This is a genomic window from Clostridium sp. ATCC 25772 (assembly GCF_001573875.1).
Taxonomy (GTDB): Bacteria; Bacillota; Clostridia; order Clostridiales; family Clostridiaceae; genus Clostridium_J; species Clostridium_J senegalense.
Genome location: NZ_LFRG01000010.1, coordinates 396,103 through 423,013, shown reverse-complemented (window position 1 = coordinate 423,013; position 26,911 = coordinate 396,103). Strand labels below are relative to the sequence as shown.

The 26,911-nt window shown below is 28.1% G+C and carries 25 protein-coding genes; 22 read left to right on the top strand and 3 right to left on the bottom strand.

What is annotated here, in order from left to right; translation table 11 throughout:
* From AZI32_RS06625 to AZI32_RS18615, 13 genes are all read left to right on the top strand, one after another.
* The coding region (locus AZI32_RS06625; RefSeq protein ID WP_061995074.1) for an IS4 family transposase at positions 1-982 on the top strand (982 nt) is incomplete at its 5' end.
* Positions 983-1,160: 178 nt separating this feature from the next.
* On the top strand, positions 1,161-3,374 hold the full coding sequence (gene priA, locus AZI32_RS06620; RefSeq protein ID WP_061995073.1) for a primosomal protein N': 2,214 nt from the start codon (positions 1,161-1,163) through the stop codon (positions 3,372-3,374).
* Positions 3,375-3,445: 71 nt separating this feature from the next.
* Complete coding sequence (def, locus tag AZI32_RS06615) at positions 3,446-3,886, top strand: peptide deformylase (RefSeq protein WP_061995072.1); 441 nt, start codon at positions 3,446-3,448, stop codon at positions 3,884-3,886.
* 17 nt (positions 3,887-3,903) lie between these two features.
* Positions 3,904-4,836 (top strand): methionyl-tRNA formyltransferase, encoded by a 933-nt coding sequence (fmt, locus tag AZI32_RS06610; RefSeq protein ID WP_061995094.1) that lies wholly within the window; start codon positions 3,904-3,906, stop codon positions 4,834-4,836.
* Positions 4,837-4,880: 44 nt separating this feature from the next.
* Positions 4,881-5,567 (top strand): zinc metallopeptidase, encoded by a 687-nt coding sequence (locus tag AZI32_RS06605; RefSeq protein WP_061995071.1) that lies wholly within the window; start codon positions 4,881-4,883, stop codon positions 5,565-5,567.
* A 19-nt stretch (positions 5,568-5,586) separates the two neighbouring features.
* Positions 5,587-6,915 (top strand): 16S rRNA (cytosine(967)-C(5))-methyltransferase RsmB, encoded by a 1,329-nt coding sequence (gene rsmB, locus AZI32_RS06600; RefSeq protein WP_061995070.1) that lies wholly within the window; start codon positions 5,587-5,589, stop codon positions 6,913-6,915.
* A gap of 8 nt (positions 6,916-6,923) precedes the next feature.
* Positions 6,924-7,958, top strand: coding sequence for a 23S rRNA (adenine(2503)-C(2))-methyltransferase RlmN (rlmN, locus tag AZI32_RS06595; RefSeq protein ID WP_061995069.1), 1,035 nt, complete (start codon positions 6,924-6,926; stop codon positions 7,956-7,958).
* 2 nt (positions 7,959-7,960) lie between these two features.
* The gene (locus AZI32_RS06590; protein WP_061995068.1) at positions 7,961-8,707 is read left to right on the top strand and encodes a Stp1/IreP family PP2C-type Ser/Thr phosphatase; all 747 of its coding nucleotides are present in this window, start codon (positions 7,961-7,963) and stop codon (positions 8,705-8,707) included.
* Positions 8,682-10,712 (top strand): Stk1 family PASTA domain-containing Ser/Thr kinase, encoded by a 2,031-nt coding sequence (gene pknB, locus AZI32_RS06585; protein ID WP_061995067.1) that lies wholly within the window; start codon positions 8,682-8,684, stop codon positions 10,710-10,712. The genes AZI32_RS06590 and pknB overlap by 26 nt, the downstream gene beginning before the upstream one ends.
* A 13-nt stretch (positions 10,713-10,725) precedes the next feature.
* Positions 10,726-11,592 carry a ribosome small subunit-dependent GTPase A gene (rsgA, locus tag AZI32_RS06580; protein ID WP_061995066.1) on the top strand — a complete coding sequence of 289 codons (867 nt, stop codon included), beginning with the start codon at positions 10,726-10,728 and terminating at the stop codon, positions 11,590-11,592.
* Complete coding sequence (rpe, locus tag AZI32_RS06575) at positions 11,589-12,239, top strand: ribulose-phosphate 3-epimerase (protein ID WP_061995065.1); 651 nt, start codon at positions 11,589-11,591, stop codon at positions 12,237-12,239. Before rsgA ends, rpe begins: the two co-directional genes overlap by 4 nt.
* A gap of 1 nt (position 12,240) precedes the next feature.
* Positions 12,241-12,873 (top strand): thiamine diphosphokinase, encoded by a 633-nt coding sequence (locus tag AZI32_RS06570; protein ID WP_061995064.1) that lies wholly within the window; start codon positions 12,241-12,243, stop codon positions 12,871-12,873.
* A gap of 298 nt (positions 12,874-13,171) precedes the next feature.
* Positions 13,172-13,342 (top strand): hypothetical protein, encoded by a 171-nt coding sequence (locus AZI32_RS18615; protein WP_162266733.1) that lies wholly within the window; start codon positions 13,172-13,174, stop codon positions 13,340-13,342.
* A 405-nt stretch (positions 13,343-13,747) separates the two neighbouring features.
* Here AZI32_RS18615 and rpmB read toward each other — a convergent pair whose 3' ends face one another.
* Positions 13,748-13,936, bottom strand: a complete 189-nt coding sequence (rpmB, locus tag AZI32_RS06565; protein ID WP_010292812.1) for a 50S ribosomal protein L28 — start codon at positions 13,934-13,936, stop codon at positions 13,748-13,750.
* Between the two features lie 228 nt (positions 13,937-14,164).
* Between rpmB and AZI32_RS06560 the strand changes: the two genes are divergently transcribed.
* The 6 genes from AZI32_RS06560 (at position 14,165) to AZI32_RS06535 (ending at position 20,031) form a co-directional block, all read left to right on the top strand.
* On the top strand, positions 14,165-14,515 hold the full coding sequence (locus AZI32_RS06560) for an Asp23/Gls24 family envelope stress response protein (protein WP_010292811.1): 351 nt from the start codon (positions 14,165-14,167) through the stop codon (positions 14,513-14,515).
* Positions 14,516-14,527: 12 nt separating this feature from the next.
* The gene (locus AZI32_RS06555) at positions 14,528-16,177 is read left to right on the top strand and encodes a DAK2 domain-containing protein (protein WP_061995063.1); all 1,650 of its coding nucleotides are present in this window, start codon (positions 14,528-14,530) and stop codon (positions 16,175-16,177) included.
* Between the two features lie 121 nt (positions 16,178-16,298).
* On the top strand, positions 16,299-18,332 hold the full coding sequence (gene recG, locus AZI32_RS06550; RefSeq protein ID WP_061995062.1) for an ATP-dependent DNA helicase RecG: 2,034 nt from the start codon (positions 16,299-16,301) through the stop codon (positions 18,330-18,332).
* Between the two features lie 78 nt (positions 18,333-18,410).
* Entirely contained in the window at positions 18,411-18,968 is a 558-nt protein-coding gene (rsmD, locus tag AZI32_RS06545; protein WP_010292806.1) for a 16S rRNA (guanine(966)-N(2))-methyltransferase RsmD, read from the top strand.
* A 1-nt stretch (position 18,969) separates the two neighbouring features.
* Complete coding sequence (gene coaD / locus AZI32_RS06540; protein ID WP_061995061.1) at positions 18,970-19,461, top strand: pantetheine-phosphate adenylyltransferase; 492 nt, start codon at positions 18,970-18,972, stop codon at positions 19,459-19,461.
* A gap of 3 nt (positions 19,462-19,464) precedes the next feature.
* The gene (locus AZI32_RS06535; RefSeq protein WP_061995060.1) at positions 19,465-20,031 is read left to right on the top strand and encodes a hypothetical protein; all 567 of its coding nucleotides are present in this window, start codon (positions 19,465-19,467) and stop codon (positions 20,029-20,031) included.
* Here AZI32_RS06535 and ylbJ read toward each other — a convergent pair.
* Positions 20,014-21,195: a sporulation integral membrane protein YlbJ gene (gene ylbJ / locus AZI32_RS06530; RefSeq protein ID WP_061995059.1), complete on the bottom strand. Its 1,182-nt coding sequence runs from the start codon at positions 21,193-21,195 to the stop codon at positions 20,014-20,016. The two genes, AZI32_RS06535 and ylbJ, sit on opposite strands and share 18 nt — an antisense overlap.
* Before the next feature lie 153 nt (positions 21,196-21,348).
* A complete protein-coding gene (locus tag AZI32_RS06525) occupies positions 21,349-22,566 on the bottom strand; it encodes a nucleotidyltransferase (protein WP_061995058.1) in 1,218 nt (405 codons plus the stop codon).
* A 1,307-nt stretch (positions 22,567-23,873) separates the two neighbouring features.
* On the opposite strand from AZI32_RS06525, the gene pta reads away from it, so the two are divergent.
* The 3 genes from pta (at position 23,874) to AZI32_RS06510 (ending at position 26,904) form a co-directional block, all read left to right on the top strand.
* A complete protein-coding gene (gene pta / locus AZI32_RS06520) occupies positions 23,874-24,881 on the top strand; it encodes a phosphate acetyltransferase (RefSeq protein ID WP_010292799.1) in 1,008 nt (335 codons plus the stop codon).
* A gap of 102 nt (positions 24,882-24,983) precedes the next feature.
* Positions 24,984-26,180: an acetate kinase gene (locus AZI32_RS06515; RefSeq protein WP_061995057.1), complete on the top strand. Its 1,197-nt coding sequence runs from the start codon at positions 24,984-24,986 to the stop codon at positions 26,178-26,180.
* Between the two features lie 166 nt (positions 26,181-26,346).
* On the top strand, positions 26,347-26,904 hold the full coding sequence (locus AZI32_RS06510; RefSeq protein WP_242865265.1) for a DUF177 domain-containing protein: 558 nt from the start codon (positions 26,347-26,349) through the stop codon (positions 26,902-26,904).
* Positions 26,905-26,911 lie beyond the last annotated feature (7 nt).

The window sequence follows — 26,911 nt, the reverse complement described above, 5'->3', positions numbered from 1 at the left end:
GAATGATGAATTAAAATTAATTTGGAAAGGCTATGGAAATAGTGTGCCGAAGGCTGCTTTAAAACTTCAAACATTATATAGTTTTAAATATAATTCTATTGAAAATGTAGAATTGAGATGTGCTTGTGAAAATGATGCTGTTTATATGAATGATTTAACAAAACAAATTAATGAAAATGAGCTTTTATTAGTTGATTTAGGATATTTTGATAAGCAATATTTTAATCAAATATTAAATAAAGGTGCACATTTTTTAAGTAAAGCAAAGTCAAATACTATTTTTTATAAAGAAAATTTAATTACAAATAAATTAGAAAAATTTGATCTAGAAGGCTTTTTAAAAAAATCTATAAATAATCAAATTGATTTATACCTTTATACTAAGTCAAAAGATAATGAATTCTTTGAGTTTAGGATCATTGGTGAAAAATTACCTGAAGAACTTTATAAAGAAAAATTAAGACGTGCCAATCAAAATGCCACCAATCAAGGTAGAACATTAAGTAAAAAAGAAAAAGAAACATTAAAATGGACCATAATGCTTACAAGTGTCGATAAAGAATTTGCTACTGTAGAATTTTTAATGCAAACTTATAGAATCCGTTGGCAAATAGAAATCTTATTTAAATGTTGGAAATCTTTTGGTCATATTGAAAAGGTTAAATTAGCAAAAGAATACTATTTAAAATGTTTAATCTATGGAAGATTGATTATGTGTTTACTTATAAATTGTGCATATTCAAATATTAAATATATTTATAAAGTCTTCAAAAATAGAGATCTAAGTATTATAATGTTCTATTCAACTATTGCTAATAATTTAAAAGATATATGTATTAATTTTTCAACTAGAAAGAATGACATTGAAGATATCTTACAAATATTGAACCGAGTAGCTAGAAAAAGTCTTAGAGAAAAAAGAAGAAGGAAAAATAGTGAGGAAATGCTTTTCGATTATGCACTTCCCCCTACTTTGGAATAAATTAGCTTAGCTTTACGCACATGGGGTTATAAGATTAATATTCAGCTTATACAGGGAATTTTAAATATTAATAGTTTTGTTTAAGGTGAAAAATTTCCATTTCATAAGAAAATAAATTGAATTTTAAATTTAGAACCTTATATTAATATTTATATATTAGTATGAAAGAGAGGTACATATGAAGGATTATGTTGGGATAATAGTAAATAATGAAGCGGTAAAGTTGGATAAAATATTTACTTATAAAGTCCCAGACAACTTGAAGAATGACATGTTGATTGGTCATAGGGTTAAAGTTCCTTTTGGGTTTGGAAATAAATTCATAGATGGATTTGTTATAAGTTTTTATAAAGAAAATGATATAGATAAAAAAAATATAAAAAAAATTAAATGTGTAAAATCTATATGCGATGAGTTGCCGTTATTAAAACATACTGATATAAAGCTTATAGAGATAATGAGAAGAAAATATTTATGTACTTATCTGGAAGCTATAAAAGTAATAATACCTACGTCTATCACAAAAGGGATAAAATTTAAAACTAAATTAGTAGTTATGGTGTCTAAACCATTGGAAAAAAAATATTTAAAAGAAAATTATATAAATATATATGAATTTATAAAGGTTAATAACGGAATTTATAGTAAGTCGGAATTGTCAAAAGAAAATGGTTTTTCCTTATCATCTATAAATACTTTAATAAAATATGATTTTTTAAAGTGTGAAGAAAGCATAGTAGATAGGTATAATGTAAAAGAATATAAGAAATATGAAAAAAAAGTATTGAACAAAGATCAAAAAAATGCAGTAGACAATATTTTGAATTCATCAAAAAAACAATTTTTAATACATGGGGTAACTGGTAGTGGAAAAACAGAAATATATATGAATCTAGTAGAAGGTATGATGAATAATGGAAAAGACTCTATAATATTAATACCAGAAATTTCTCTTACTCCACAGATGGTAGAAAGATTTAAAGGAAGATTTGGAAAAGATGTTGCAATTTTTCATAGTAAATTAAATGATGGAGAAAGATTTGATGAATGGATGCGAGTTAAAATGGGAAAAGTCAAACTTGCTATAGGTGCTAGGTCTGCATTGTTTCTACCTTTTGAAAATCTAGGGCTTATAGTTATAGATGAAGAGCATGAAGCTAGCTATAAATCAGAAAGTGATCCTAAGTATGTTTCAAGAGAAATTGGTGAAATCAAAACTCAACTTGAATATTGTAAATTAGTTTTAGGTTCAGCTACACCTTCTATAGAAACATACTATAAAGGTCTTATAGGGGAGTATGATATAATTACACTAAATAATAGAGCTGCAAATAACAAATTGCCAGAAATTTTTGTTTCAGATATGAGAGAAGAACTTGCAAATGGAAATAGAAGTATTTTTAGTAATGAGCTCTATAAAAGCATTGAAGAAGCTTTAAGTAAGGATGAACAGATAATATTATTTTTAAACAGAAGAGGATATTCAACATTTGTATCTTGTAGAAGTTGTGGATATGTTTTTAAGTGTGATAGATGTGATATATCATTAACGTATCACAATAATCAGTCGTCTTTAAATTGTCATTATTGTGGAAATAAAGTTCAAAAACCTAAAATTTGTCCTAAATGTGGTAGTAAATATGTAAAGCATTTTGGAATAGGGACTGAGCAACTTGAAAATCAAGTAAACAAAATGTTTCCAAATGCAAAAACTATAAGAATGGATTTTGATACAACAAGAGAAAAAAATTCATATGAAGTATTATATAATAAATTTAAAAATAAAGGTGCTAATGTACTTATAGGTACTCAAATGATAGCTAAAGGATTAGATTTCCCAGATGTTACGTTAGTAGGGGTAATTGCTGCGGACTTATCATTAAATATACCAGACTATAAATCAACAGAAAGAACTTTTCAATTAATAACTCAGGTAGCTGGTAGAGCTGGCAGGGATAAAAAAGATGGGAAAGTAGTTGTACAGACATACAATCCTGATAATTATAGTATAAATTATGCAGCAAACAATGATTATTTGAGTTTTTTGAAAGAAGAATTGCAACTTAGAAAATGTTTAAATTATCCACCTTTTTCCAAAGTGATGAGTATGAATTTCAGTAGTGAAAAAGAAAATTTTCTTATAGATAATGTTCAACAATTAGGTTATAAATTAAAAAATTTATTAGAAAAAAATCAAGAGGTATCTATATTAGGGCCGTGCCCTTGTGGCATATCTAAAATAAAAAATTATTATAGATGGCAAATAATTATTAAGGGAAAGATAACAGAAGATTTAGCAATGAATATAAAAAAATTTGTTTATGAAGAGTTAGAAAATGTTTATAATGATATAAGGACTAGCATAGATATAAATCCCAATAATATGTTATAGGATTTTATATGAATAAAATATAATTTTAATTTTTATAAAAATGATTAAAGTTAAAGAAAAGGAGAATTATTATGGCGTTAAGACAAATTAGAACACAAGAAGATGAAGTTTTAAGGAAAAAATGTAAAATAGTTAATGAAATAAATGATAGGTTGTTAACATTAATTAAAGATATGAAAGAGACTATGTATGAATCTAATGGTGTTGGACTTGCAGCTCCACAGGTAGGAATATTGAAAAGAGTTGTTGTAGTGGATATAGGAGAAGGTCCTATTGTATTAATAAATCCTGAAATACTTGAATCAAAAGGAGAAATAATTGATTTAGAAGGATGCTTAAGTGTTCCTAATGAGCATGGAAAAGTTAAAAGACCACAATATGTTAAGGTGAAAGCTATGAATGAAAATGGTGAATGGTTTACTGTGGAAGGGGAAGATTTTTTAGCAAGAGCATTTTGTCATGAAATAGATCATTTAGATGGAATCCTTTATATAGATAAAATAGAAATGTAGGTGATAATATGTCAAAGATGAAAATAGTATTTATGGGAACGCCAGATTTTGCAGTTCCTTCTTTAGAAGAATTAGTAAAAGAGTTTGATGTTAAAGCTGTAATCACTCAACCGGATAGACCAAAAGGAAGAGGAAAATCTTTAGCAATGTCTCCAGTTAAAGAGGTTGCTTTAAAACATAATATAGAAGTATATCAACCAGAAAAAATTAGAAAAGATCAAGAAACTATAGATAAAATAAAGGCTATAGAGCCAGATTTTATAGTAGTAGTAGCTTTTGGACAGATATTACCAAAAGAAGTATTAGATATTCCTAGATATGGTTGTATAAATTTACATGGATCATTGCTTCCGAGATTTAGAGGAGCAGCACCTATAAATTATTCTGTTATGGCAGGAGATAAGGTGTCAGGAAATACTACTATGCTAATGGATGTAGGTCTTGATACTGGAGATATGCTTTTGAAAAATACAGTTGAAATTACTGAAAACATGACAGCAGGAGAATTATATGAAATTTTAAAGGAAACAGGAGCACCGTTGCTTATAGAAACCTTAAAGAAATTAGCCAATAATGAATTGACACCAGAAAAGCAAGACGATGATCTAAGTTGTTATGCTCATATGTTAAATAGAGATATGGCTAATATTGATTGGAATAAAAGTGCTCAAGAAGTGCATAATTTTATAAGAGGATTAAATCCATTTCCTATTGCGTATAGTTATCATGAAGATAAGATGATGAAAATCTTACAGTCAGAGGTTTTAAATGAAAAGTCTACAAAAGCTCCTGGAACTATACTAAAAGTTGATAAGGAGGGAATGAGAATATCAACAAAAAATGGTATTCTGTTAGCAAAAAAAATTCAATTCCCTAATAAAAAAGCTATGAAAGTGTCAGAATATATAAAAGGAAATTCAATAGAAGAAAATATAGTTTTACATAAATAAATTATGAAAATCTATAAAATAAAAGATGTAGGAGGTTGCTGATTATGTATCCATTCTATTTTGATTCTACAATGTTAATACTTATACCAGCTCTTTTGATTTCTATGTGGGCACAGATGAATATTTCATCTACATTTGCTAGGTATTCCAAGGTTTATAGTAAAATGGGGTATACAGGTAAGGATGTAGCTAGGATGATATTAGATGCACATGGATTATTTGATGTTCCTATAGAGATGATAGGAGGAAATTTAACAGACCATTATGATCCACAAAGAAGAGTTGTTAGACTCTCAAGAGATGTTTATAGTGGTACATCAATAGCGTCAATAGGTGTAGCGGCACATGAGATAGGTCATGTAATTCAACATAAAGAAGGTTATGGACCTATAAAAGTTAGAAGTGCATTAGTACCTATTGCTAATATAGGATCAAATGCATCTTGGTTTTTATTTTTCTTAGGTATAATTTTTAGTATAAACCCATTAATAAATATAGGTATTATATTATTTTCAGCTACAGTATTATTTCAACTTGTAACATTGCCAGTTGAATTCAATGCATCCAATAGAGCTATAGAAATAATCAGGTCTAAAGGAATACTAGTAGGAGATGAAGTAAATGGTGCTAAGAAAGTATTAAATGCAGCAGCTCTTACTTATGTTGCAGCAGTTATAACTGCAGTATCACAATTGATAAGACTTTTAGTAATTAGAGACAGAAATGAATAAATTTTAATGAGGTAAAAAAATGAATAATGCTAGACAAATAGCAGTAGATGTTATAACACAAGTTTTTAATAATAAGGCTTATTCTAATATTGTATTAGGTAGAGAACTTAATAAAAGTGATTTAAGTGATGTTGATAAAGGCTTGGTAACTGAAATTGTTTATGGAACGATAAAATATAAATATACGATAGATAAGATAATACAAAGTTTTACTGGAAAGAACTTTAAAAAACTAGAGGATTTTGTACTAAATATTTTAAGAATATCTATATATCAAATAAAGTATTTAGATAAAATACCTCCATTTGCTGCAGTAAATGAAGCTGTAAATTTAACAAAGAAAAATTCATCTTTAGGTGCATCAAAATTAGTGAATGGAGTATTAAGAAATTATTTAAGGAATTTAGAAAAAAGTTATTGTGGAGAGGATCCTATTGAAAAATTATGTTTTGAATATTCTTTTCCAAGATGGTTAGTAGAACATTTTATAAAACAATACGGTAAAAAAACAACTGAAAAAATATTAATAGGATTAAATGAAAGGCCTGCACTAACTGTAAGGGTCAATGAAATAAAAGGCGAATATGAAGAAATTTATAATAACATGGAAAATGAAGGATATCAAGTGTCTGAAGGATATGTTGCTCCAGAAGCCATTAGAATTGTAAATGGAAGAAATATTGAAGATAATCTTTTATTCAAAGAAGGCTATGTAACTGTTCAAGATGAAAGTGCTATGTTAGTAGCTCCATCAATGGAACTTGATAATGATTTGAAAGTATTAGATTTATGTAGTGCACCAGGAGGAAAAACAACACATATTTCTGAGATTATGAATAATACAGGAGAAGTTTTAGCTTTTGATATACATGAAAATAAATTATCCCTTATAAAAGATAATGCAAAGAGACTTTATATAAATAATATTAAATGTGAAACTTTAGATGCTACTGTATATAAAAAAGAATTTAACAAATATGCAGATAGAGTATTGATAGATGTTCCTTGTTCTGGGCTAGGAATTATAAGAAAAAAACCAGAAATTAAATATACTAAAAATCAAAAAGAATTAAAATCAATAGTTGAAATTCAAAGAAATATAATGAATAATGCAGCAAAATATGTAAAAAAAGATGGAGTTATTTTATATTCCACTTGTACTTTGAATAAAGAAGAGAATGAAAAAAATATTCAGTGGTTCTTAAAAAATCATCCTAATTTTAAATTAGAACCTTTATTTTATGGTAATGTTGATAATATAATTTATGGTGATAGTGGAGAGGTAACTATATTACCTAATAAATTTATGGATGGTTTCTTTATTGTTAAAATACGTAGGATTGGGTAGGTGCAATTGTGAGAAATATATTGGACTTAAACGTTAAAGAATTAAAGCTTTGGATGAAGGAAAATGGGGAAAGTGAGTTTAGAGCAAAACAAGTTTTTTCTTGGATTTATAAATATGTATATAATTTTGATGATATGAAAAACCTATCAAAATCTACTAAGGAAAAATTAAAAAATAATTTTTATATTGGGGTTCCTAAAGTATTAGAAAAATACAATTCTGTTGATGGGAATACAAGAAAATATTTATATAAAATGCAGGATAATAATTTAATAGAATCTGTAGTTATGCAATATAAACATGGAAATTCTATATGTGTATCCACTCAAGTAGGTTGTAGAATGGGATGTAAGTTTTGCGCGTCTACAATAGATGGTGTTGTTCGTAATCTAACTAGCGGAGAGATTTTAGGACAAATAATAAAAGCACAAGAAGAATTAGGTGAGAGAATATCAAATGTTGTTCTTATGGGAAGTGGAGAACCACTTGATAACTTTGACAATGTCATTAAATTTTTAGAACTTGTAAATGCAGATTATGGATTAAATATTGGGCAAAGGCATATAACATTATCTACTTGTGGTATAGTTCCTAAAATAAAGGAATTAGCAGATAAAGATATGCAGATAACCCTTGCTATTTCGCTTCATGCTCCTAACAATGAAATGAGAAAACAAACTATGCCTATAGCTAAAGCTTTTAATATAGATGAATTATTAGAAGCTTGCAATTATTACATAGATAAAACTAATAGAAGAATAACTTTTGAATATGCATTGGTAAAAGGATTTAATGATAGAGAAGATGATGCATTAGAATTGTCTAAAATTTTAAAAGGTATGCTTTGCCATGTGAATTTAATACCGATAAATGAAATAAAGGAAAGTGAACTAAAAAGAGCTAATATAGACGATATAAATAAATTTAAGGATATTTTAATAAAAAATGGCATAGAGACAACTGTTAGAAAAGAGATGGGCTTAGATATAAATGCAGCTTGTGGACAACTTAGAAGAAGTTATTTAGAAAAAAAGGAGTTGTAACAATGGGGAGATTAATAGGAATAAAATCTGATGTGGGAAATAAAAGAGTTTTAAATGAGGATTTTGTTAAATATTTTGAATATGAAGATATTGCTATATTTGCCATAGCAGACGGTATGGGCGGGCATAATGCAGGTGAAGTAGCAAGTAAGATGGCCTTAGAAACAGTTATAGATTATTTAAAGAAGAACAAAGATGAAGAAGGTAGAATAGCATTAACTAAAGCAGTAAATTTGGCAAATCATCATATATATAAGGCTGCCTTATTAAAAGATGAATATAGTGGAATGGGAACTACAATTACAATTTGTTATATAAAAGATGAAAAATGCTTAGTTGCAAATGTTGGAGATAGTAGATGCTATGTTATCTGTAAAGACAAATTAGTAAAAGTTACAAAGGATCATTCTTTGGTTCAAGAACTTTTGGATAATGGCACTATTAGTGAAGAAGAAGCTCAAAATCATCCTAATAAAAATGTAATTACAAGAGCTATTGGAACTAAACCAATTGTAGATGTTGATATTTATGAGCTAAATTTAAATGAATTTGATAAAGGACTTTTATGTACTGATGGACTAACAAATGAATTAAGTGAACAGGAAATTTGTAATATTATTATTACAGATAAAGAAGATGTTTGTGATGAGCTTATAAAAGCTAGTAAAGATAGAGGCGGAAGAGATAACATCTCAGTTATCATATTTAAAGGAGCGTGTGGAGATGATTGGAACCATATTGGGGAGTAGATATGAGCTGATTGAAAAAATCGGTGAAGGTGGCATGGCTATAGTTTATAAGGCTAAATGTCGACTTTTAAATAGGTATGTTGCAGTGAAAATACTAAAAGAGCAATATACTTCTAATATTGAATTTATGGATAAGTTTAGAAAAGAGGCTGCGGCTACAGCAAGTTTTTCACATAATAATATAGTTAACATATTTGATGTTGGAGTAGAGGGAAAATACAATTATATTGTTATGGAGTTAGTAGAGGGGAAAACATTAAAGCAAGTGATTTGTGAAAATGGTAGCTTACCATGTGATCAAGTAGTGGAATTTGGAATACAAATAGCACAAGCATTAGAGTGTGCGCATAGAAATGGTGTTATTCATAGAGATATAAAGCCACATAATATTTTAGTTAAAGAAGATGGGGTAGTTAAAGTTACGGATTTTGGTATAGCTAAAGCTTCTAATAGCGACACTATAACCCATACAACAAAAGTTATAGGTTCAGCTCATTATTTTTCCCCAGAGCAGGCGAAAGGGAAAGTTGTAGACTTTAGAACCGATATATATTCTTTAGGTATTGTACTTTATGAAATGGCTACTGGTAAATTGCCTTTTGATGGGGATAGCCCTGTATCTATAGCTTTAAAACATATACAGGAGCCAGTAGTACCTCCAACTGCTATAAAATACGATATACCATTAAATATTAGCAACTTAATATTAAAGGCTATAGAGAAAGAGCCTATTAAAAGATATCAAAGTGCTACAGAGATATTACATGATTTAAGACAAATAAGAAGTAATATTAGTTATAATATACCTCAAAATAATGGTGATACTGAAGAATTTACAAGAATAATGAGTCCTATAAATATTGATGAAGATAAATCATCAAAAACATCATATGAAGATAGCAATAATTATAATTTGTATGGAAAAAATGATGATGAAGAAGATTATGATGATGAAGATTACGATGATGAAGAATATGATGACGATGAAGAAGATGAAGTTAAGCCAAGGAAAAAAAGATCCAAAAATAAGAAAATGAAATTGATATTAGTATCTATAGGAATATTCATAGTTCTAATTGGAGCTTTTGCAATAACGTTATCAATGAAGCCGTCTACAGATGCTGGTTCTAGTAAAAAAGAGGTTAAAATACCACAAATTGTAGGAAAAAGCGAAGAAAATGCTAAAACTATTATTGAAGAACTAGGACTTGTATTTAAAGTTGATGGTGAAGAAAAAAGTGATAAACCTAAAGGGGAAGTATTAAAATGTATTCCTAATGAAGGAACTACAGTGAAAAAGAAATCCGAAGTAAAAGTTATTGTAAGTTCAGGACCTGAAGAAGTAACTGTACCTGATTTAGGAAATTTAACTTTACAAGAAGCACAAAATCAAATTGCAAATATGGGGTTTAAAGTTGGAAAAGTTATAGAGGAAAATAATGAAACTTATAGTGAAGGAACTGTAATTAGACAAGACCCACAGCCAGGGACTGCAGCTAAAAAAGGAGACACTATAGATGTAGTTGTAAGTAAAGGATCAGCTGTTAAATATTCTCAGACTCCAGATTTAATTAACATGACTGTAGATGAAGCATCTAATGTTCTAAGCGCAGCTAATTTAAAATTAGGAGCAACTACGGAAGTTTCAACTACTGATAAGAGCCGTGATGGAAAAATATTTTATCAAAGTGTATCATCTGGATCAAAAGTTAATGAACAAACGGCAGTAGATGTTAAGTATTATAAATATAAAGAACCTGAACCAGAAAAAGTTTCTGTGCCTTATTTTGTAGGTATGACATTAGGTGATGCTAAAAATTTAGCTAATAGCCTAGGCTTGAATGTAAGTGGTTCAGGAGAAGATAGTGATATAATTGAAAGTCAAAGCATACAAGCAGAAACTAAAGTTAATAAAGGTGAAAATATAAGTGTCACTGTTAAAAAACAGGAACCTGAAAAACCTGAAAAACCTGAAAAACCTGATGAAGGAGAAAATCAACAATAGATTTGGAGGATATATGCAAGGAATAATAGTTAAAGGTATTGGTGGTCTTTATTATGTAAAGAGTGAAGGAAACACATATACATGCAAAGCTAGAGGAAAGTTTAGATATAGTAATTTATCACCTATGATAGGTGATAATGTAGAAATTAAGATAGAAGGTAATTCTGTTACAATAGAAAAAATATATGAAAGAACAACTGAACTTATAAGACCAGTTGTTGCCAATGTAACTCAAGCTTTTGTTATATTTGCATTTAGACATCCTGATTTAAACAGGGATTTGCTTAGCAAATTCCTGTTACTATGTGAATATAATAATTTGAATGCCGTTGTTTGTTTTAATAAAATGGATCTTGAAAATGAAAATATTGATAAAGTAAAAGAAGAACTTGAATCAGCAGGTTATGAGGTTCTATACTTAGAAGCTAAAAATAATTTAGGACTTGAAAAACTAAAAGAAAAAATTAAAGATAATATAAGCGTATTTTGTGGTCCATCAGGAGTAGGAAAATCTACTATACTTAATAAATTCATTGGAAGAGAAATGATGGAAACTGGAGAAATAAGTGACAAATTGAAAAGAGGAAAACATACTACAAGGCATAGTGAATTAATTGAATTTGAAGATGGATATTTAGTTGATACACCAGGTTTTTCATCTTTAGAGTTAGATTTCATACCTAAAGATGAATTGCAATACTGCTTTAAAGAGTTTGAACCATATAGGGATAAATGTAAATTCAATAATTGTATTCATCATAAAGAACCTAGTTGTGCAGTTAAAGAGGCTGTAAATGAAGGGAAAATTCATAAGGCAAGATATGATTTTTATATAAAAACTTTAGAAGATATAACAAATAATAGGGGGAATAAAAGATGATGAAATTATCACCGTCAATATTATCCGCTGATTTTTCCAATTTAGGAAAAGCGGTTGAGGAATTAGAAAGATATGGAGCAGACATGGTTCATATAGATGTTATGGATGGAGCCTTTGTTCCAAACATATCATTTGGTATACCTGTAATAAAATCTATTAGAAAATGTACTAAACTTACATTTGATGTTCACTTAATGATTGAAGACCCAGCAAGATATGTAGAAGATTTTGCTTTAGCTGGTGCGGATATAATAACTATACATGCAGAAGCAGATAAACATTTAGATAGAACTGTGAACTATATAAAAGGTTTAGGTGTTAAAGCAGGAATAGCTATAAATCCAGCTACACCAGTGGAAAGTATAAAACATTTAATCCCAATAGTAGATATGGTTCTTGTGATGTCTGTTAATCCTGGTTTCGGAGGTCAAAAGTACATACAATACTGTAATGAGAAAATAAAAGAAGTTAAAAAAATAAGTGATGCCTATAATAAAAGCTTAATGATTCAAGTTGATGGTGGAGTAGATAAAAATAACATAAAAGAAATAGTGAATTGCGGAGCAAATGTTATAGTAGCAGGCTCTGCAGTATTTAAAAATAATGAAATTGAAAAAAATATAAGAGGACTAAAAGAAGGTTTTTAATATGAAATGGTTAATTATATCTGGTGGCACACCACCAAAAAAAGAAACCATACTTAAATATACAAATGATGGATTTTGTATTATAGCAGCTGATAGTGGGGCTAATTCTCTTTATAAATATAATATAATACCGAAAATATTACTTGGGGATTTTGATTCAATAGATAAAAAGGTATTAGAATATTTTAAAGATAAATGTGAAATTACTAAATATCCTAAAGAGAAGGATTATACAGATACGGAAATTGCACTAGAAAAAGCTATTGAACTAAGTGCTAAAAAAATAGTATTTCTAGGCTGTACAGGAACTAGAATAGACCATTTAATAGGTAACTTATGTATACTTAATAAAGCTATAAATAGAGGTGTAGAAGCTTATATAGTTGATGAAAATAATAAAATAACTATGACAAGTGAATCTACAACTATTTATGGAAAAAGAGGAGAGCTTTTTTCTGTTTTTGCATTTAACAAAAAAGTTGAAAAATTGTCTGTAAAAAATGCAAAATATGAATTAAAGGATTATGATTTAGAAGTAGAAGACAGTCTTACTGTATCAAATGAATTTGCTGAAAATGAAGTTCATTTAGAGTTTTTATCAGGGACATTGATGATTATAAGATCTGTAGACTAGCAAAAAACTAGCGTTTAATTAAACGCTAGTTTTTTTATATGAAAAATTATATAAATTAGTTTAAAAAACTGATTTTTAGTTTAATCTGTTACTTTTAACTCTAATATTTAACTAACCGTAGTTGTATTTGTTTTTTAAAAGCTGATAAAAAAGATTTGATAGATAGCTTTAAATTCTAAGGTGCATACCTATATAGAGTTAAAAACAGTGTCAAAAGATAATTTGATACATAATATGGTAACAAGAAGTGTAATTGATAGAAAGTATATTAATATAAAATTATAAGCAGGGTGAGATAATGGCTAAAAAAAATAAAGAAAGTAAAAAGAAAAAAGAAACAACAGATATGAAGGTTGTAGGGTCTATAGCTTTTGGTGTGATTTTAGGGATTGTAATACCATTTTGGGGTTGGATTATTGCAATAGGATTAGGAATTATTAGTGCAGGATGGAAAGTGATGGAGAAGTAATTCAAAGGAGGTGAGTAAATGAAAATAGTAGCTATAAAACTTCCAAAATTTTTATCTAAAATAATTAAGCTTTTCGTAAGAAAAGAATAAAAAATAAAAATCAAGCTTAAAATATAAAATACATAATTAGCTTGATATATGATTAATTTTACAAAGTTAATTTTAAATTAAAAGGTAAATTTAAAATTAGAAAGTGAATAATAAAATTTATATAATAATTAATATTTATAAAATAAAAATGCAACTTTAAGTTAAAAGTTGCATTTTTAAGAAAATCTTAAGATTTTCATCAGTATATCATTGAATTGAAATATCTTGTTTATATGTAAAGTATCTAAAAAATATTAGGTACTATTTAAAAAGAGTGCTTTGGCACTCTTTTATAGCTATATAACAAGCTAAAGATTAAGCACGCTCAACCTTACCTGAACGTAAGCATCTTGTACATACATGTATAGTCTTAGGAGAACCTTTAACTATAGCTTTAACTCTTTTTAAGTTAGGAGCCCATGTTCTTTTTGATTGACGGTGTGAGTGGCTGTATTGAGTACCTGATACAACACCTTTATTACAAATTTCGCATCTTCTTGACAATTCAAACACCTCCTTATAATCACAATGATTTAATGTTTAAATCAAACATAAGCTATTTTACCATAATAATTATATTTTATGCAAGTAAAAACTAAAAATAATACATAAATTATATTATAAAATTATACAGTTTAGGGAAAAATCAATAGATGATATATTAATTTCTTGAATTAATCTATTTTATAATATAAAATAAACTATATGGTGTTATTAAGGAGGAGTTATAGTATGAAAGCTAGTATAACTAATCAGGTAGGTAATATTTTTTATTCAGAAGAAGTTTTAGCGAATATAGCAGGTGTATCAACAATGGAATGTTATGGTGTTGTTGGAATGGCTTCTAAAAACGCTAAGGATGGTCTATGGGAGCTTTTAAAAGCTGAGAACCTTAGTAAAGGTGTTAAGGTAAACATGAAAAATGAATCTTTAAGTGTAGAATTATATATAATAGTAGAATATGGAACTAAAATTTCAGTCATAGCTAATAATATAATTCAAAAAGTAAAATATAATGTGGAGAACTTTACAGGACTTAAGGTTTCACAAGTTATAGTGAATGTTCAAGGTGTCAGAGTCTAGGAGGTATTAAAGTTGGAAAACTTAAAAATAAATGGGCAAGATTTTTGCAACATGCTAAAAAATGCATCAAATAAATTAGAAGAAGAAAAAGATTATGTTAACTCGTTAAATGTTTTTCCTGTTCCAGACGGAGACACAGGCACAAATATGTCAATGACATTCAAGGCTGCTGTTAGTGAAGTAGATGGATTAGATAATGAAGACATAGGAGAAATAGGAAAAAAGTTAGCTAAAGGTGCTCTTATGGGAGCAAGAGGAAACTCTGGTGTTATACTTTCTCAAATATTTAGAGGAATAGCTAAAGGTTTAGAAGGAAAAAAAGAGGCCACAGTTACTGATATAAAGGAAAGTATAGTTCAAGGTTCAATTTTTGCGTATAAAGCAGTTATGAGACCTACAGAAGGTACAATACTTACAATAATTAGAGCGGCGGCAGAAGGTGTTAAAACAAGTACAGCACAAAATGTAACTACTTTATTTGAAGAGATATGCAATAATTGTGAAGCAATGCTACAAAAGACACCGGAAATGTTGCCACAGTTAAAGCAAGCTAAAGTTGTAGATGCAGGTGGAATGGGATTATTAATTCTATTCAAAGGAATGTATCAAGCTTTAAAAGAAGAAATGAAAGTTGAATTAAATACAGAAGTTTTACAAAATAAAACTTATGAAATGCCTAGTTCACAAACAGAAATAAACACTGAGGACATTAAGTTTGGATATTGTACAGAGTTTATGATTTTATCATGCAAAGTTGACACAGAGGCTTTTAAAAATTATTTGGAGCAAAGAGGGGATTCTATAGTTGTAGTTGGTCTTGATGATATGGTCAAGGTTCATGTGCACACAAATGATCCAGGAGAAATAATTTCTAAAGCATTAACATTTGGTGAACTTTCAAAATTAAAAATTGAAAATATGAGAGAACAACATAGAAGTTTGCTTGGTATAGATGAAGAAAAGGCTATTGAAAAAATAGAGACAGTTAATAAAGAACCTATAAAGAAATATGGATTTGTTACAGTAGGAAGAGGCGAAGGAATAAAAGCAATATTTGAGGATTTAGGCGTAGACGTAGTTATTGAAGGTGGTCAGACGATGAATCCAAGTACACAAGATATAGTAAATAGCATAAATAAAATAAATGCAGAAACTGTATTTATTCTTCCAAATAATAAAAACATAATTATGGCAGCAAATCAAGCTGTGGAATTAGTTGAAGACAAGAGAGTAGTAGTCATTCCTACAAAAACTATACCACAAGGGGTAACAGCTATAACGATGTTTAACAGTGAAGATGATGCAAATCAAAATTTTGACATTATGTCTGAAGCAATAGGCAATGTTATATCTGGTTCAGTAACATATGCTGTAAAAGACACAGAACAAGATGGCAAAATCATTAGTGAAGGAGACATACTAGGAATACTTGAGAAAGATATAAAACAAGTAGGAAAAGATGTTTACGCTGTTTGTGAAGAGTTAATAAAGGATATGATAAACGAAGATAGTGAAATAATAACTCTTTTCTATGGTGAAGATTGTGATAAAAACAAGGTTGATGAGTTAGTAGAAAAACTGGAAGAAAAATATCCAGATATGGATATCCAATGCTTTGATGGAAAACAACCATTATATTATTTTATTACAGCAGTAGAATAAAAGCCTTAGGGCTTTTTTCTATTATATAGATACTTATTTGTATATTTTAAAAGTTTTGTATATGATTTCAGTTTAATTTAATTTATATTATATAATTAAAAATGGTTTATGGAGTGATAATGTGAATATATATGACGACATAACATTTGTTAAGGGTGTAGGTCCTAAGATGGGGGAGAAACTTAATAAGTGTGGTATATATAATGTGTTAGACTTATTATTATATTTTCCTAGAGATTATGATATGGTTAAAATAGGAAGTTCAATAGAGGAATTTGAAGATAAAGAAAAAGTTATATTAGAATGTACTGTGAAAAGTATATTAAGGGATATTCGAACTAAAAATAACAAGATTTTATCTACAGTTATATTTAATTGTGGCAATAACAATTTTAAAGGTCAATGGTTTAATCAACCTTATGCTAAAAATAGTTTTAGGGTTAATTCTACATATGTTATAACTGGAAAAGTTGAAAAGTTTAATGGTGAATACAGAATGAGTAATCCTAAAATATTAAAAAACACTAGTATAGATAAAAATAAAATACTAGCAAAGTATTCATTGAAGGACAATCTAAATAACAGTTTTTTAAACAAAATAATTAGTGATGTTTTATCACAGGTAAGGATAACAGAAAATTTACCAGCTAAAATAGTAGAAAAATATCAATTTATGCCTTTAGATGAATCTATAAGAAATATACATAGTCCAAAAGACAGATATAGCTTGGAAGAAGCTAGAAGAAGATTGAAATTTCAAGAACTATTTGCTTACTCTATGAAAATTTTTATGTTAAAAGAATTGAATAAAAGTAGTTTAGGAATAGGATTTAAAATGACACATGAACTTAGGGATTTAAAAGACAAATTGCCATTTCAATTAACTGAAGCTCAAAGTAGAGTTGTAAGAGAAATATTGATTGATGAAAAAAGAAATGTTCCTATGAATAGACTAGTCCAAGGTGATGTAGGTAGTGGAAAAACTATAGTTGCGTTAATAAGTTTATTTAATGTTATAAAAAATGGTTATCAAGCAGCTATGATGGCGCCTACAGAAATATTGGCAAAGCAACATTATTTTGAAGCAACAACTCTTTTCGAAGAGTTTGGAATAAATATACAGTTGCTTACAGGTAGCACTACTGCTAAAAATAAAGAAATTATAAAAAATGATTTAAAAGAAGGAAAAATTGATTTGTTAATAGGAACTCATGCCCTTATAGAAGAGGATGTTGTTTTTAAAAATTTAGGTATGATTGTAACAGATGAGCAACATAGATTCGGTGTTAATCAACGAAATAAACTAAGTGCTAAATCTGAGAATGCTGATGTTTTAGTTATGAGTGCTACACCTATACCAAGAACATTAACGTTATGTCTTTATGGAGATTTAGATGTATCTGTTATAGATAAATTGCCACCAGGAAGAAAAAAGGTAGATACATATTATTTAGATAAAAAAGAAAAAAATAGAGCTTATGATTTTACGTTAAAAGAAATAAGTATGGGAAGACAAGTTTATATTGTTTGTCCATTGGTAGAAGAGAATGAAGACTTAAAATTAAGCTCTGTGGAAACTTTATATAATGAACTTAAAAATGGATATTTCAAAAATATTGAAGTTGCAATTCTTCATGGAAAAATGCCTAACAAAGAAAAAAATGCTATAATGGAAGAGTTTAAAAATGGGAATATAAAAGTATTAGTTTCTACTACTGTTATTGAAGTTGGAGTTAATGTACCAAATTCAACAGTTATGATAATTGAAAATGCTGAAAGGTTTGGACTTTCTCAGTTACACCAATTAAGGGGAAGAGTAGGAAGAGGTAGTCACAAATCTTATTGTATATTAATTGCTAATATAAAAAGTGATACAACTAAAAGACGTATGGAAACTATGAAAAATAGTAATGATGGATTTTATATAGCGGAGGAAGATTTACGTATAAGAGGTGGTGGAGAGTTATTTGGATTTAGGCAGTCTGGGGAAAATAATTTCCTTTTAGCTGATTTAGTTGAGGATTTTAGGATATTTAAAGCAGCTAATATGGAAGCAAAAGAAATTGTAAATAGTGAAAGCAGTGAAGATAAAAAAGTAAAGATTGAAATTAAAGATAAATTAGAAAGAAGTTCTAAATATATTTGCTTTAATTAGAGAATGTAATTTAAAATATTTATAAAAAATAAGAATATAAGATGAATTTTAATTTGTGAATGAAAAGGAGCAAAAACTATGAGAGTAATCGGCGGAATAGCAAAAGGAAGGAATTTACTTCCACCAGAAGGAATGGGAACAAGACCAACATTAGATAGAATTAAAGAATCTATTTTTAATATAATACAGCATAGAGTTAGGGGAGCTGTTACTGTAGATTTATTTTCAGGGACAGGAAGTTTAGGAATAGAAGCTGCTAGTAGGGGTGCAGAGAAAAGTTATTTAATAGAAATGGGAGATAGTAGTTATAGTCTTCTTAAAAAGAATGTTGAAAATCTAAAATTTCAGGATTTATGCGTAACTTTAAATGGAGATTGTTATAAATTTCTTGAACAGTTCTATAAAGAAGATAAAAAGTTTGATATTATATTTATAGATCCTCCTTATGCTAAGGAAATGATACCTCCAGCAGTAGAGTTAATTTCAAAATATAAGTTATTACAAAAGGATGGATTAATAGTTACTAAAATAGATACAAGTGAAGTTATTTATGAAGGAAATGATGAAATAACTTTATTTGATAAAAGAAAGTATGGAAACACTACAGTTTGTTTCTATGATTACAAGGAGAAGTAAAATGAGAAAAGCAGTGTATCCTGGAAGTTTTGATCCTATTACAAAAGGGCATTTAGATATAATAAAAAGAGCTTCATATATTTTTGATGAAGTTGTTGTAGCTGTTTTGATAAATCCGGATAAAAAAGGTTGGTTTACTATAGAAGAGAGAGTTGAACAAATAAAAAAAGTAACAGCTAATATGCCTAATATTAAAGTTGAAAGTTTTAGTGGACTTTTAGTTGACTTTATGAATGATAAAGAAATAGATGTAATAGTAAAAGGGTTAAGATCTATGTCAGATTTTGATTATGAATTTCAAATGGCTTTAATGAATAAAAAGTTAGACAAAACTAAAGAGACTTTGTTTATGATGACAAACTCTAAATATTCCTATTTAAGTTCATCGTCAACAAAGCAAGTAGCATTATTTGGAGGGTGTTTAGAAGATTTAGTTCCAGAGGTTACACAAGAAGAAGTGAAGGCTAGGGCTAAAGTAAAAAGGGGGGAATAGGTTTTGGATAAAAGTATTAGCAACGTTTTAGAACTTGTAGATTATCTTGAAAAAACTGCTAAGACATCTAGTAATTTATTGGGGAAAGTTAGTATAAATAAAGGAGAATTATTAGGTCTTATAAATGAATTAAAAGAAAATTTACCACAGGAATTTAATGATGCAAAGACTATTGTAGATAAAAGAGAAGAAATTTTTTTAGCAGCACGTAGAGAGGCTGAGGAAATGAAGCAAGAAGCGTCTATAATAATTCAAAAACAATTTGAAAATGCAGAGGTTTTAAAAAAAGCGGAAGTAAAAGCTGCTCAAATGTTAGATGAAGCTAATATGGAGGCGAGAAAAATAAAAGCTGATGCTAATAAGTTTTCAAAGGAATTAAGGCTAGGGACAGTTAATTATGTTGATGAGGTATTAACAAAATTACAAAGAGAGATAGATACTAAAAGTGAAGAGATGGTTTTAAGGGTAAATAAAGAAGTGGATATTATGCTTAGAGGTATATATGAAGATTTTCAAAGCACTACATCCACTATTGTTGAAAATATAAAAGAACTAAATGCGTTTAAATAAGTTTTTTATATTAAAAGCTAAAAATGGGATAAGTATAAACATAGATATTAAGATATAAAGTTGAGAATTTATATTATTAAAATATGGATTAGTGTTAAAAGTCTCTAACACAGGTGATAATAGTGGTATTTTGCAAATGGAAGCTGTGAAAAAAGCACTTATAGCACCTTGAATTAATTTTAAAAATAAGTATTTTTTTATACTTACATTGAATTTAGAAATTATAGAATAAACCTGTGATGTTATAGATATACCACTAAATCCTATTAAAAAGCTTATTAAAATTAATTTATTATTTAAAGAAAGAGTTCCGTTAGCAATTATATTGCAGCCATTAGTTAACTCTAAAATACCTAGAGATATTCCTTTTAAAACATCCAAAGGAATATTTGATATATTTGATAGTTTGTTTACGACAGTGTTGAATAATACACTGTCGTTTATTATGCCTATTAATACAGAAAAAATCACTATAAATCCACCTATGGACAAGGATGTCTTAATCGCATCTTCTACAGCAGCCATAAAGGATTGTCCAAGATTTACAGAATGGTTACTTGCTACATTTGTAAATATTTTATTAGTATACAAATTTTTGTTGGATTTAATTTTATTAGGTAATACAAAGGCCATAGCTATACAAGAGAGCATATTAGATAATAGTAGTAAATAGCCTATTTTAGGATTTAAAAGCATAGAAGTACCTACAGCACCAACAATAAAAAGAGGACTTCCATTTGAAGCAATATTTAAAAGTCTTTCGTAGGTTTTAAAATCTATAAATTTTTCACTATATAATATAGTTGCATATCTAGCACCTAAAGGGTATCCACAAAATACACTTACTAATAGAGCTAAACTACAATTTTTAGGTAAGTGTAAGGGAGTACATATAAAATTACCTAATATTTTGGAATATATATTTATTCCGCCACAGGAAATAATCATATTTACAAGTATTAGAAAGGGAAAAAGAGATGGAAACACTGAATAAAAAAATAATTTACAACCTAAAATTGTAAGCTCTATACAATGTTTCGGATCTGAAATTATGTATAGTATTGTTAAAGTACATAATAAAGTAAAAAAACCATTAAATTTATATTTTTTAATAAAAATAAAACTTAGTAAAATTATAATAATAAAAATTAAATAGTAAACCATCAATATACCCTCCGAAAATTAATGTCTTAATTAATTTATATTTATAGGATAGATATATATGAGTAAATTTTTTATAATTATAATAAGAAAAAGATGTATCTTAAAATAGGTTTTAAAATTTAAGATGCATCTTTTGTTTTAAAATTATTTATACTATTTTATAATTATTGGTCCTCTAAGAAAATCTTCATTATACTTATAATTCTTATTTAATAAGCTATACATTTTAGATGCTTGTAAATCTAATTTTAAGCTTTCGTTTTGTATCCTAGGAACTTTAGTGTATATAGGAAAATCAGAATTGGTTTTTATAGATTTTAAAATATTTTTTCCTTTATCATTAAACCCTAAAACTTTTGCATAAGAAGCAGGCTCTTTTCTTAAATGGTCACAGTTAAAATCTTCAAACCCTATAAAGAATTGACAAAGAATTCTACTTATACGAGTTAGAGCATAACGTTTAGATTTTATATCTAAAAGTATATCATTATAATTGTACAAGTTATTAATACTTTTTTCTATTTTATTATGAAGACCTTCAGATACATCAGGAATTTTATTTAATAAATTAAATTTAGAGTAGTTTTTATACTTTATATAAGGTAGCATACTATCCTCAAAGGTAAAATTGTATCCAAGTGAGTCTAGTTCCTTTAGCCTTTTAAAATTATAGCTAGGAATGTGATTAACAAGCTCGTCTAAAGAGTCAGTACTCTTTAGATGGTTTCTGATAGAAGTAGCACTTGAAAAGGTGGCATTGAAATCACTACTATTATAACTTCCACCTTCTCTTTTAATAGTATATGGAATAATAGTACTATCTAATTTTATAATACTTTTTAAATATTCTATAGCTAAGATGTTATTTGAAGAATTTAATATATCTTCTAAGTTTGAAATGAAAATATCTTTTTCATTTAAATATTTTTTAATTGCATAGGTTCTTGCTTTAGGATACAGTTCCCCTTCCTTGAGTTTTTCTTTTAAATATCCTTTAAATTCAATAGGTTCGTCATATAAAATTTTTGAAATTACCTTTAAAGTGTCAATATTACCATGTTCACTACCAAAACAGAGGCTATTTACTACATTTAAATTGTTTAATAAAGTTAGTGCTCCATAGGAAAAAAATTCAGCTGAAGAAAGGGCATAAATTGTAGGAAGTTCTAAAACCAAATCTACACCATTATGTAATGCCATATTAGTTTTTTCGTATTTATCTATTAATGAAGGTATACCTCTTTGATTGAAATTCCCGCTCATTACTGCTATTAAACCATCGCATTTAGTAAGTTCTCTGGTCTTTTGTATATGATGTATATGTCCATTATGCATTGGATTATATTCAACTATTATACCTGCTAAATTCATAAAAAATCACTCCAATCAAAATAAATATAAATTTATTGTATGCCTAAAAGATTATTTAAAGTTTAAACTTATATCCATATAGTATACTATAAAATTTATTTTTGTCATAATTGGTTATAGGTACTAAAATTTAATATTGAAATAGTTAGATAAAATAAATGAATAAATTTATTGAAAATAGAAATAAATAAAACTTAAAAGTCAAAATAAAGAAAATTGGGTATATTCAAAATTGGATTTTGAATAATGATATTAAAATTCTGTTACAAGTACTTATGGTAATATAACTACATTAATGCATAAGTAATTGCCTATAGAAAATATGCCACGTATATAGGGAAACAAGCTCCAATTTAAATTTATTCAATAACTTTAAAATATTTTCACACAAGATACAGTGTTGAATTTTAAATGATTCGGAGCATGTCTCACTATTTTAGGTATCCAAGTTTTGGTTTTGGAATGGATAATTTCAAAAGTCAACTTGGAACCGTATATAGGGAAACAAGCTCCAATTTAAATTTATTCAATAACTTTAAAATATTTTCACACAAGATATAGTGTTGAATTTTAAGTGATTCGGAGCATGTCTCACTATTTTAGGTATCCAAGTTTTGAAATGGATAATTTTAAAAGTCAACTTGGAACCATATATAGGTAAACAAGCTCAAATTTAAATTTATTCAATAATCTTAAAATATTTTCATGGAAGATATTGTGTTGAATTCTAAGTGATTTGGAGTATGTCTCGCTATTTTTGGTACCAAAGTTAAATTTTAAATTTATAAAATAAGAAAATCTAAAATTAATATTTTACTGTTAATTAATGTTTATTTTAGTTAAGAGTTAAGAGTGAATATTTAAAAGTTGTTTTATGGGACTTATTAAGATTGAAAAACTAAATTTGTAACAATACAAACAATATGTAAAATATATTTGGTAAGTGTTAAGAAACAATTGAAAAAACTTGTATAATTTATTATGAGTAGACAGTAATTTAACTTTACATATAATTAAGATTTAAGTAATAATAACTATAAATTTGGTTATTATTTTAATTAATAGATAAAATGATGAATTTTATGTATAAAGTATAAAATACATTTTTCCCATATTTAGTGGACGAAAATTCAGGAAATTTATTTTTTTGACGATAAATAATGAAGATTTCTCATTTCTATGTAATAAAATTTAATTATATAATGTCAATGTTAATAAATTTAACAATTAAGGTTGAAAATTATACTTAAAAAGGGGTATATTAATAAGGTATATTAAAGTTTCTTACTCGAAAGGAGAATTTTGAAATGAGTTTTGTAGATAAAATTTGGAAATTAGCCAAAGAAGATGTAAAAAAAATAGTTTTACCAGAAGGTGATGAAGAGAGAAATTTAAAAGCTGCTCAAATCATAACTGAAAATAAATTAGCACAAGTTGTTTTAGTTGGAAATGAAGAAACAATAAGAAATAACGCTAAAAATTTAGGTGTAAACATAGAAGGAATAGAAATAGCTGACCCAGCAACTTCTGATAAAACAGAAAAATATGCTGAAGCTTTCTATGAGTTAAGAAAAAATAAAGGTGTTACTATAGAAAAGGCTTTACAAACAGTTAAAGACCCTGTTTATTTTGGAACTATGATGGTTAAAATGGATGACGTTGATGGATTAGTATCAGGTGCAGTTCATAGTACAGGAGATTTATTACGTCCAGGTCTTCAAATAATAAAGACAGCTCCAGGAATAAAAGTTGTATCAAGCTTCTTTGTTATGGAAGTTCCAAATTGTGAATATGGTGCAGATGGAACTTTATTATTTGCAGATTGTGCAGTTAACCCAAATCCAAATGCAGAAGAATTAGCGTCAATAGCAATAAGCACAGCTGAAAATGCTAAAGTTTTATGCGGAATTGATCCAAAAGTTGCTATGCTTTCTTTTTCAACAATGGGAAGTGCTAAGCATGAGAATGTAGATAAGGTAAGAACTGCAACTGAACTTGCAAAATCTCAAAGACCAGATCTTGCAATAGATGGTGAATTACAATTAGATGCATCAATAGTTGAAAAAGTTGCTAAACAAAAAGCTCCAAATAGTACAGTTGCTGGAAATGCAAATATTTTAGTATTCCCAGATTTACAAGCTGGAAATATAGGATACAAATTAGTTCAAAGATTTGCAAAAGCTGAAGCAATAGGACCAGTTTGTCAAGGATTTGCAAAACCAATAAACGACTTATCAAGAGGATGCAACGTAAATGATATAGTAAATGTTGTTGCGATAACTGCTATTCAAGCTCAAAATGCTTGCAATAAGTAGAAAAAATATTATATACTAAAAAATACAGGTCTTATAATTTATTAAGATCATACTAAATAAATTTTAAATTACTAAGAGAATCATATTTAAGGAGGAATTACAATGAAAATACTTGTAATTAACTGTGGAAGTTCTTCATTAAAGTACCAATTAATAAATATGGAAAATGAAGAAGCTATAGCACAAGGATTGGTTGAAAGAATAGGAATTGAGGGATCAATATTAACTCAAAAGGTTCCAGGAAGAGATAAATACATAGTTCAACAACCTATGGCAACTCATAAAGAAGCTATACAACATGTTATTGAATCTTTAACAGATAAAGAACATGGTGTAATAACAAGCATGGATGAAATAAACGCAGTTGGACACAGAGTTGTTCATGGCGGAGAAAAATATGCAGCATCAGTTGTTATAAATGATGAGGTAATGGCTCAATTAGAAGAGTGCACAAAACTTGCACCACTTCATAATCCAGCAAATATAATTGGAATAAATTCATGCAAAGAATTAATGCCAAAAACTCCAATGGTAGGTGTATTTGATACAGCATTCCATCAAACAATGGATAAACAAGCATATATATACCCATTACCATATGAATTATATGAAAAACATGGAATAAGAAAATATGGTTTCCACGGAACTTCTCATAAGTTCGTTTCAGCTCAAGTAGCAGAAATGATGGGAAAAAATATAGAAGATGTTAACATAATAACTTGTCACTTAGGAAATGGTGCTAGTTTAGCTGCAGTTAAAGGTGGAAAAGTTGTTGATACAAGTATGGGATTCACTCCACTTGAAGGAATAGCAATGGGAACAAGATGTGGTAACATAGATCCAGCTATAGCTATGTTCTTAATGAGAGAAGAAAACATGACAGCTGATGATGTTGATAACTTATTCAACAAAAAATCAGGTGTTTTAGGAATTTCAGGAGTAAGTAGTGACTTTAGAGATATAGAAAACGCTGCTAAAGAAGGAAATGCTAGAGCAGAGCTTTCACTAGATGTTTACAACTTCAGAGTAAGAGAAATGATAGGTGCTTATGCAGCAGCTATGGGCGGAGTAGATGCAGTTGTATTTACAGCTGGTCTTGGTGAAAATTCTCCAACAACAAGAGAAGCAATCTGTGAAGGATTACAATTCATGGGAATTAAAATTGATTCAGAAAAGAACAATGTAAGAGGAAAAGCTGTTGAAGTAAGTGCTACTGATGCTACAGTTAAAGTATTTGTTGTTCCGACAAACGAAGAATTAATGATAGCTAGAGATACTAAAACTTTAACTACAAAATAGTATAAAACTATAAAACTGCTATATCCTTCTGAAATGTTGTTTTAAAATAATAAATTGTTCTTGACTTTTAATAGCATAATTTATATAATAATTAATGTTTGAAATAGTAGAGTCTTGAATGAAAATAAGGAGGGGTGTAGCAGCTTTTACTCAAGCTATGTGATTTATGTCACATTATGTATGGATTCGTCCATATGAGGAAGAAACTTCCAGAGTATATAATATGTACATAGACCTTTCGGAATTAAAAAACAAGAATTATGGACGCAAAGAATTAAACTTAGAAATATCTAAGGAAAGTTTTAATGATAACGGTGAAGTGGTCAAATTTCTTAAGCCGATAAATTTTAATGGAACGTTAAGACTAGTTGATGATGTTTATTATTTAACTGGGAAAGTTATCACTAAAGTATTATTAGCATGTTCAAGATGTAGTGAAGATTTTGCTTATGATATATCATTTGATATAAAAGAGAGATTTTCGCATACTGTTGAGGATATTGATGGAGAAATTATCTCACTTGATAGTAATAAATTAGATCTTTATCAAATTATAGAAAATAATATAGGAATAGAGTTTCCTATAAAAAGACTTTGCAATGAAAATTGTAAGGGGTTATGCCAACAATGTGGAACGAATTTAAACCAATCTTGTTGTAATTGCAATGAGAATGAAGTTGATCCGAGGTTGGCAAAATTAAAAGAATTATTTTCTAACTCGTAAGGAGGTG

What these genes read in the sequence shown, in the direction of transcription:
- priA (WP_061995073.1), top strand. Translation starts at nt 1,161, where the DNA reads ATGAAGGATTATGTTGGGATAATAGTAAATAATGAAGCGGTAAAGTTG.
- def (WP_061995072.1), top strand. Translation starts at nt 3,446, where the DNA reads ATGGCGTTAAGACAAATTAGAACACAAGAAGATGAAGTTTTAAGGAAA.
- fmt (WP_061995094.1), top strand. Translation starts at nt 3,904, where the DNA reads ATGAAAATAGTATTTATGGGAACGCCAGATTTTGCAGTTCCTTCTTTA.
- AZI32_RS06605 (WP_061995071.1), top strand. Translation starts at nt 4,881, where the DNA reads ATGTATCCATTCTATTTTGATTCTACAATGTTAATACTTATACCAGCT.
- rsmB (WP_061995070.1), top strand. Translation starts at nt 5,587, where the DNA reads ATGAATAATGCTAGACAAATAGCAGTAGATGTTATAACACAAGTTTTT.
- AZI32_RS06590 (WP_061995068.1), top strand. Translation starts at nt 7,961, where the DNA reads ATGGGGAGATTAATAGGAATAAAATCTGATGTGGGAAATAAAAGAGTT.
- pknB (WP_061995067.1), top strand. Translation starts at nt 8,682, where the DNA reads ATGATTGGAACCATATTGGGGAGTAGATATGAGCTGATTGAAAAAATC.
- rsgA (WP_061995066.1), top strand. Translation starts at nt 10,726, where the DNA reads ATGCAAGGAATAATAGTTAAAGGTATTGGTGGTCTTTATTATGTAAAG.
- rpe (WP_061995065.1), top strand. Translation starts at nt 11,589, where the DNA reads ATGATGAAATTATCACCGTCAATATTATCCGCTGATTTTTCCAATTTA.
- AZI32_RS06570 (WP_061995064.1), top strand. Translation starts at nt 12,241, where the DNA reads ATGAAATGGTTAATTATATCTGGTGGCACACCACCAAAAAAAGAAACC.
- AZI32_RS18615 (WP_162266733.1), top strand. Translation starts at nt 13,172, where the DNA reads ATGGCTAAAAAAAATAAAGAAAGTAAAAAGAAAAAAGAAACAACAGAT.
- AZI32_RS06560 (WP_010292811.1), top strand. Translation starts at nt 14,165, where the DNA reads ATGAAAGCTAGTATAACTAATCAGGTAGGTAATATTTTTTATTCAGAA.
- rsmD (WP_010292806.1), top strand. Translation starts at nt 18,411, where the DNA reads ATGAGAGTAATCGGCGGAATAGCAAAAGGAAGGAATTTACTTCCACCA.
- coaD (WP_061995061.1), top strand. Translation starts at nt 18,970, where the DNA reads ATGAGAAAAGCAGTGTATCCTGGAAGTTTTGATCCTATTACAAAAGGG.
- ylbJ (WP_061995059.1), bottom strand. Translation starts at nt 21,195, where the DNA reads ATGGTTTACTATTTAATTTTTATTATTATAATTTTACTAAGTTTTATT.
- AZI32_RS06525 (WP_061995058.1), bottom strand. Translation starts at nt 22,566, where the DNA reads ATGAATTTAGCAGGTATAATAGTTGAATATAATCCAATGCATAATGGA.
- pta (WP_010292799.1), top strand. Translation starts at nt 23,874, where the DNA reads ATGAGTTTTGTAGATAAAATTTGGAAATTAGCCAAAGAAGATGTAAAA.
- AZI32_RS06515 (WP_061995057.1), top strand. Translation starts at nt 24,984, where the DNA reads ATGAAAATACTTGTAATTAACTGTGGAAGTTCTTCATTAAAGTACCAA.
- AZI32_RS06510 (WP_242865265.1), top strand. Translation starts at nt 26,347, where the DNA reads ATGTCACATTATGTATGGATTCGTCCATATGAGGAAGAAACTTCCAGA.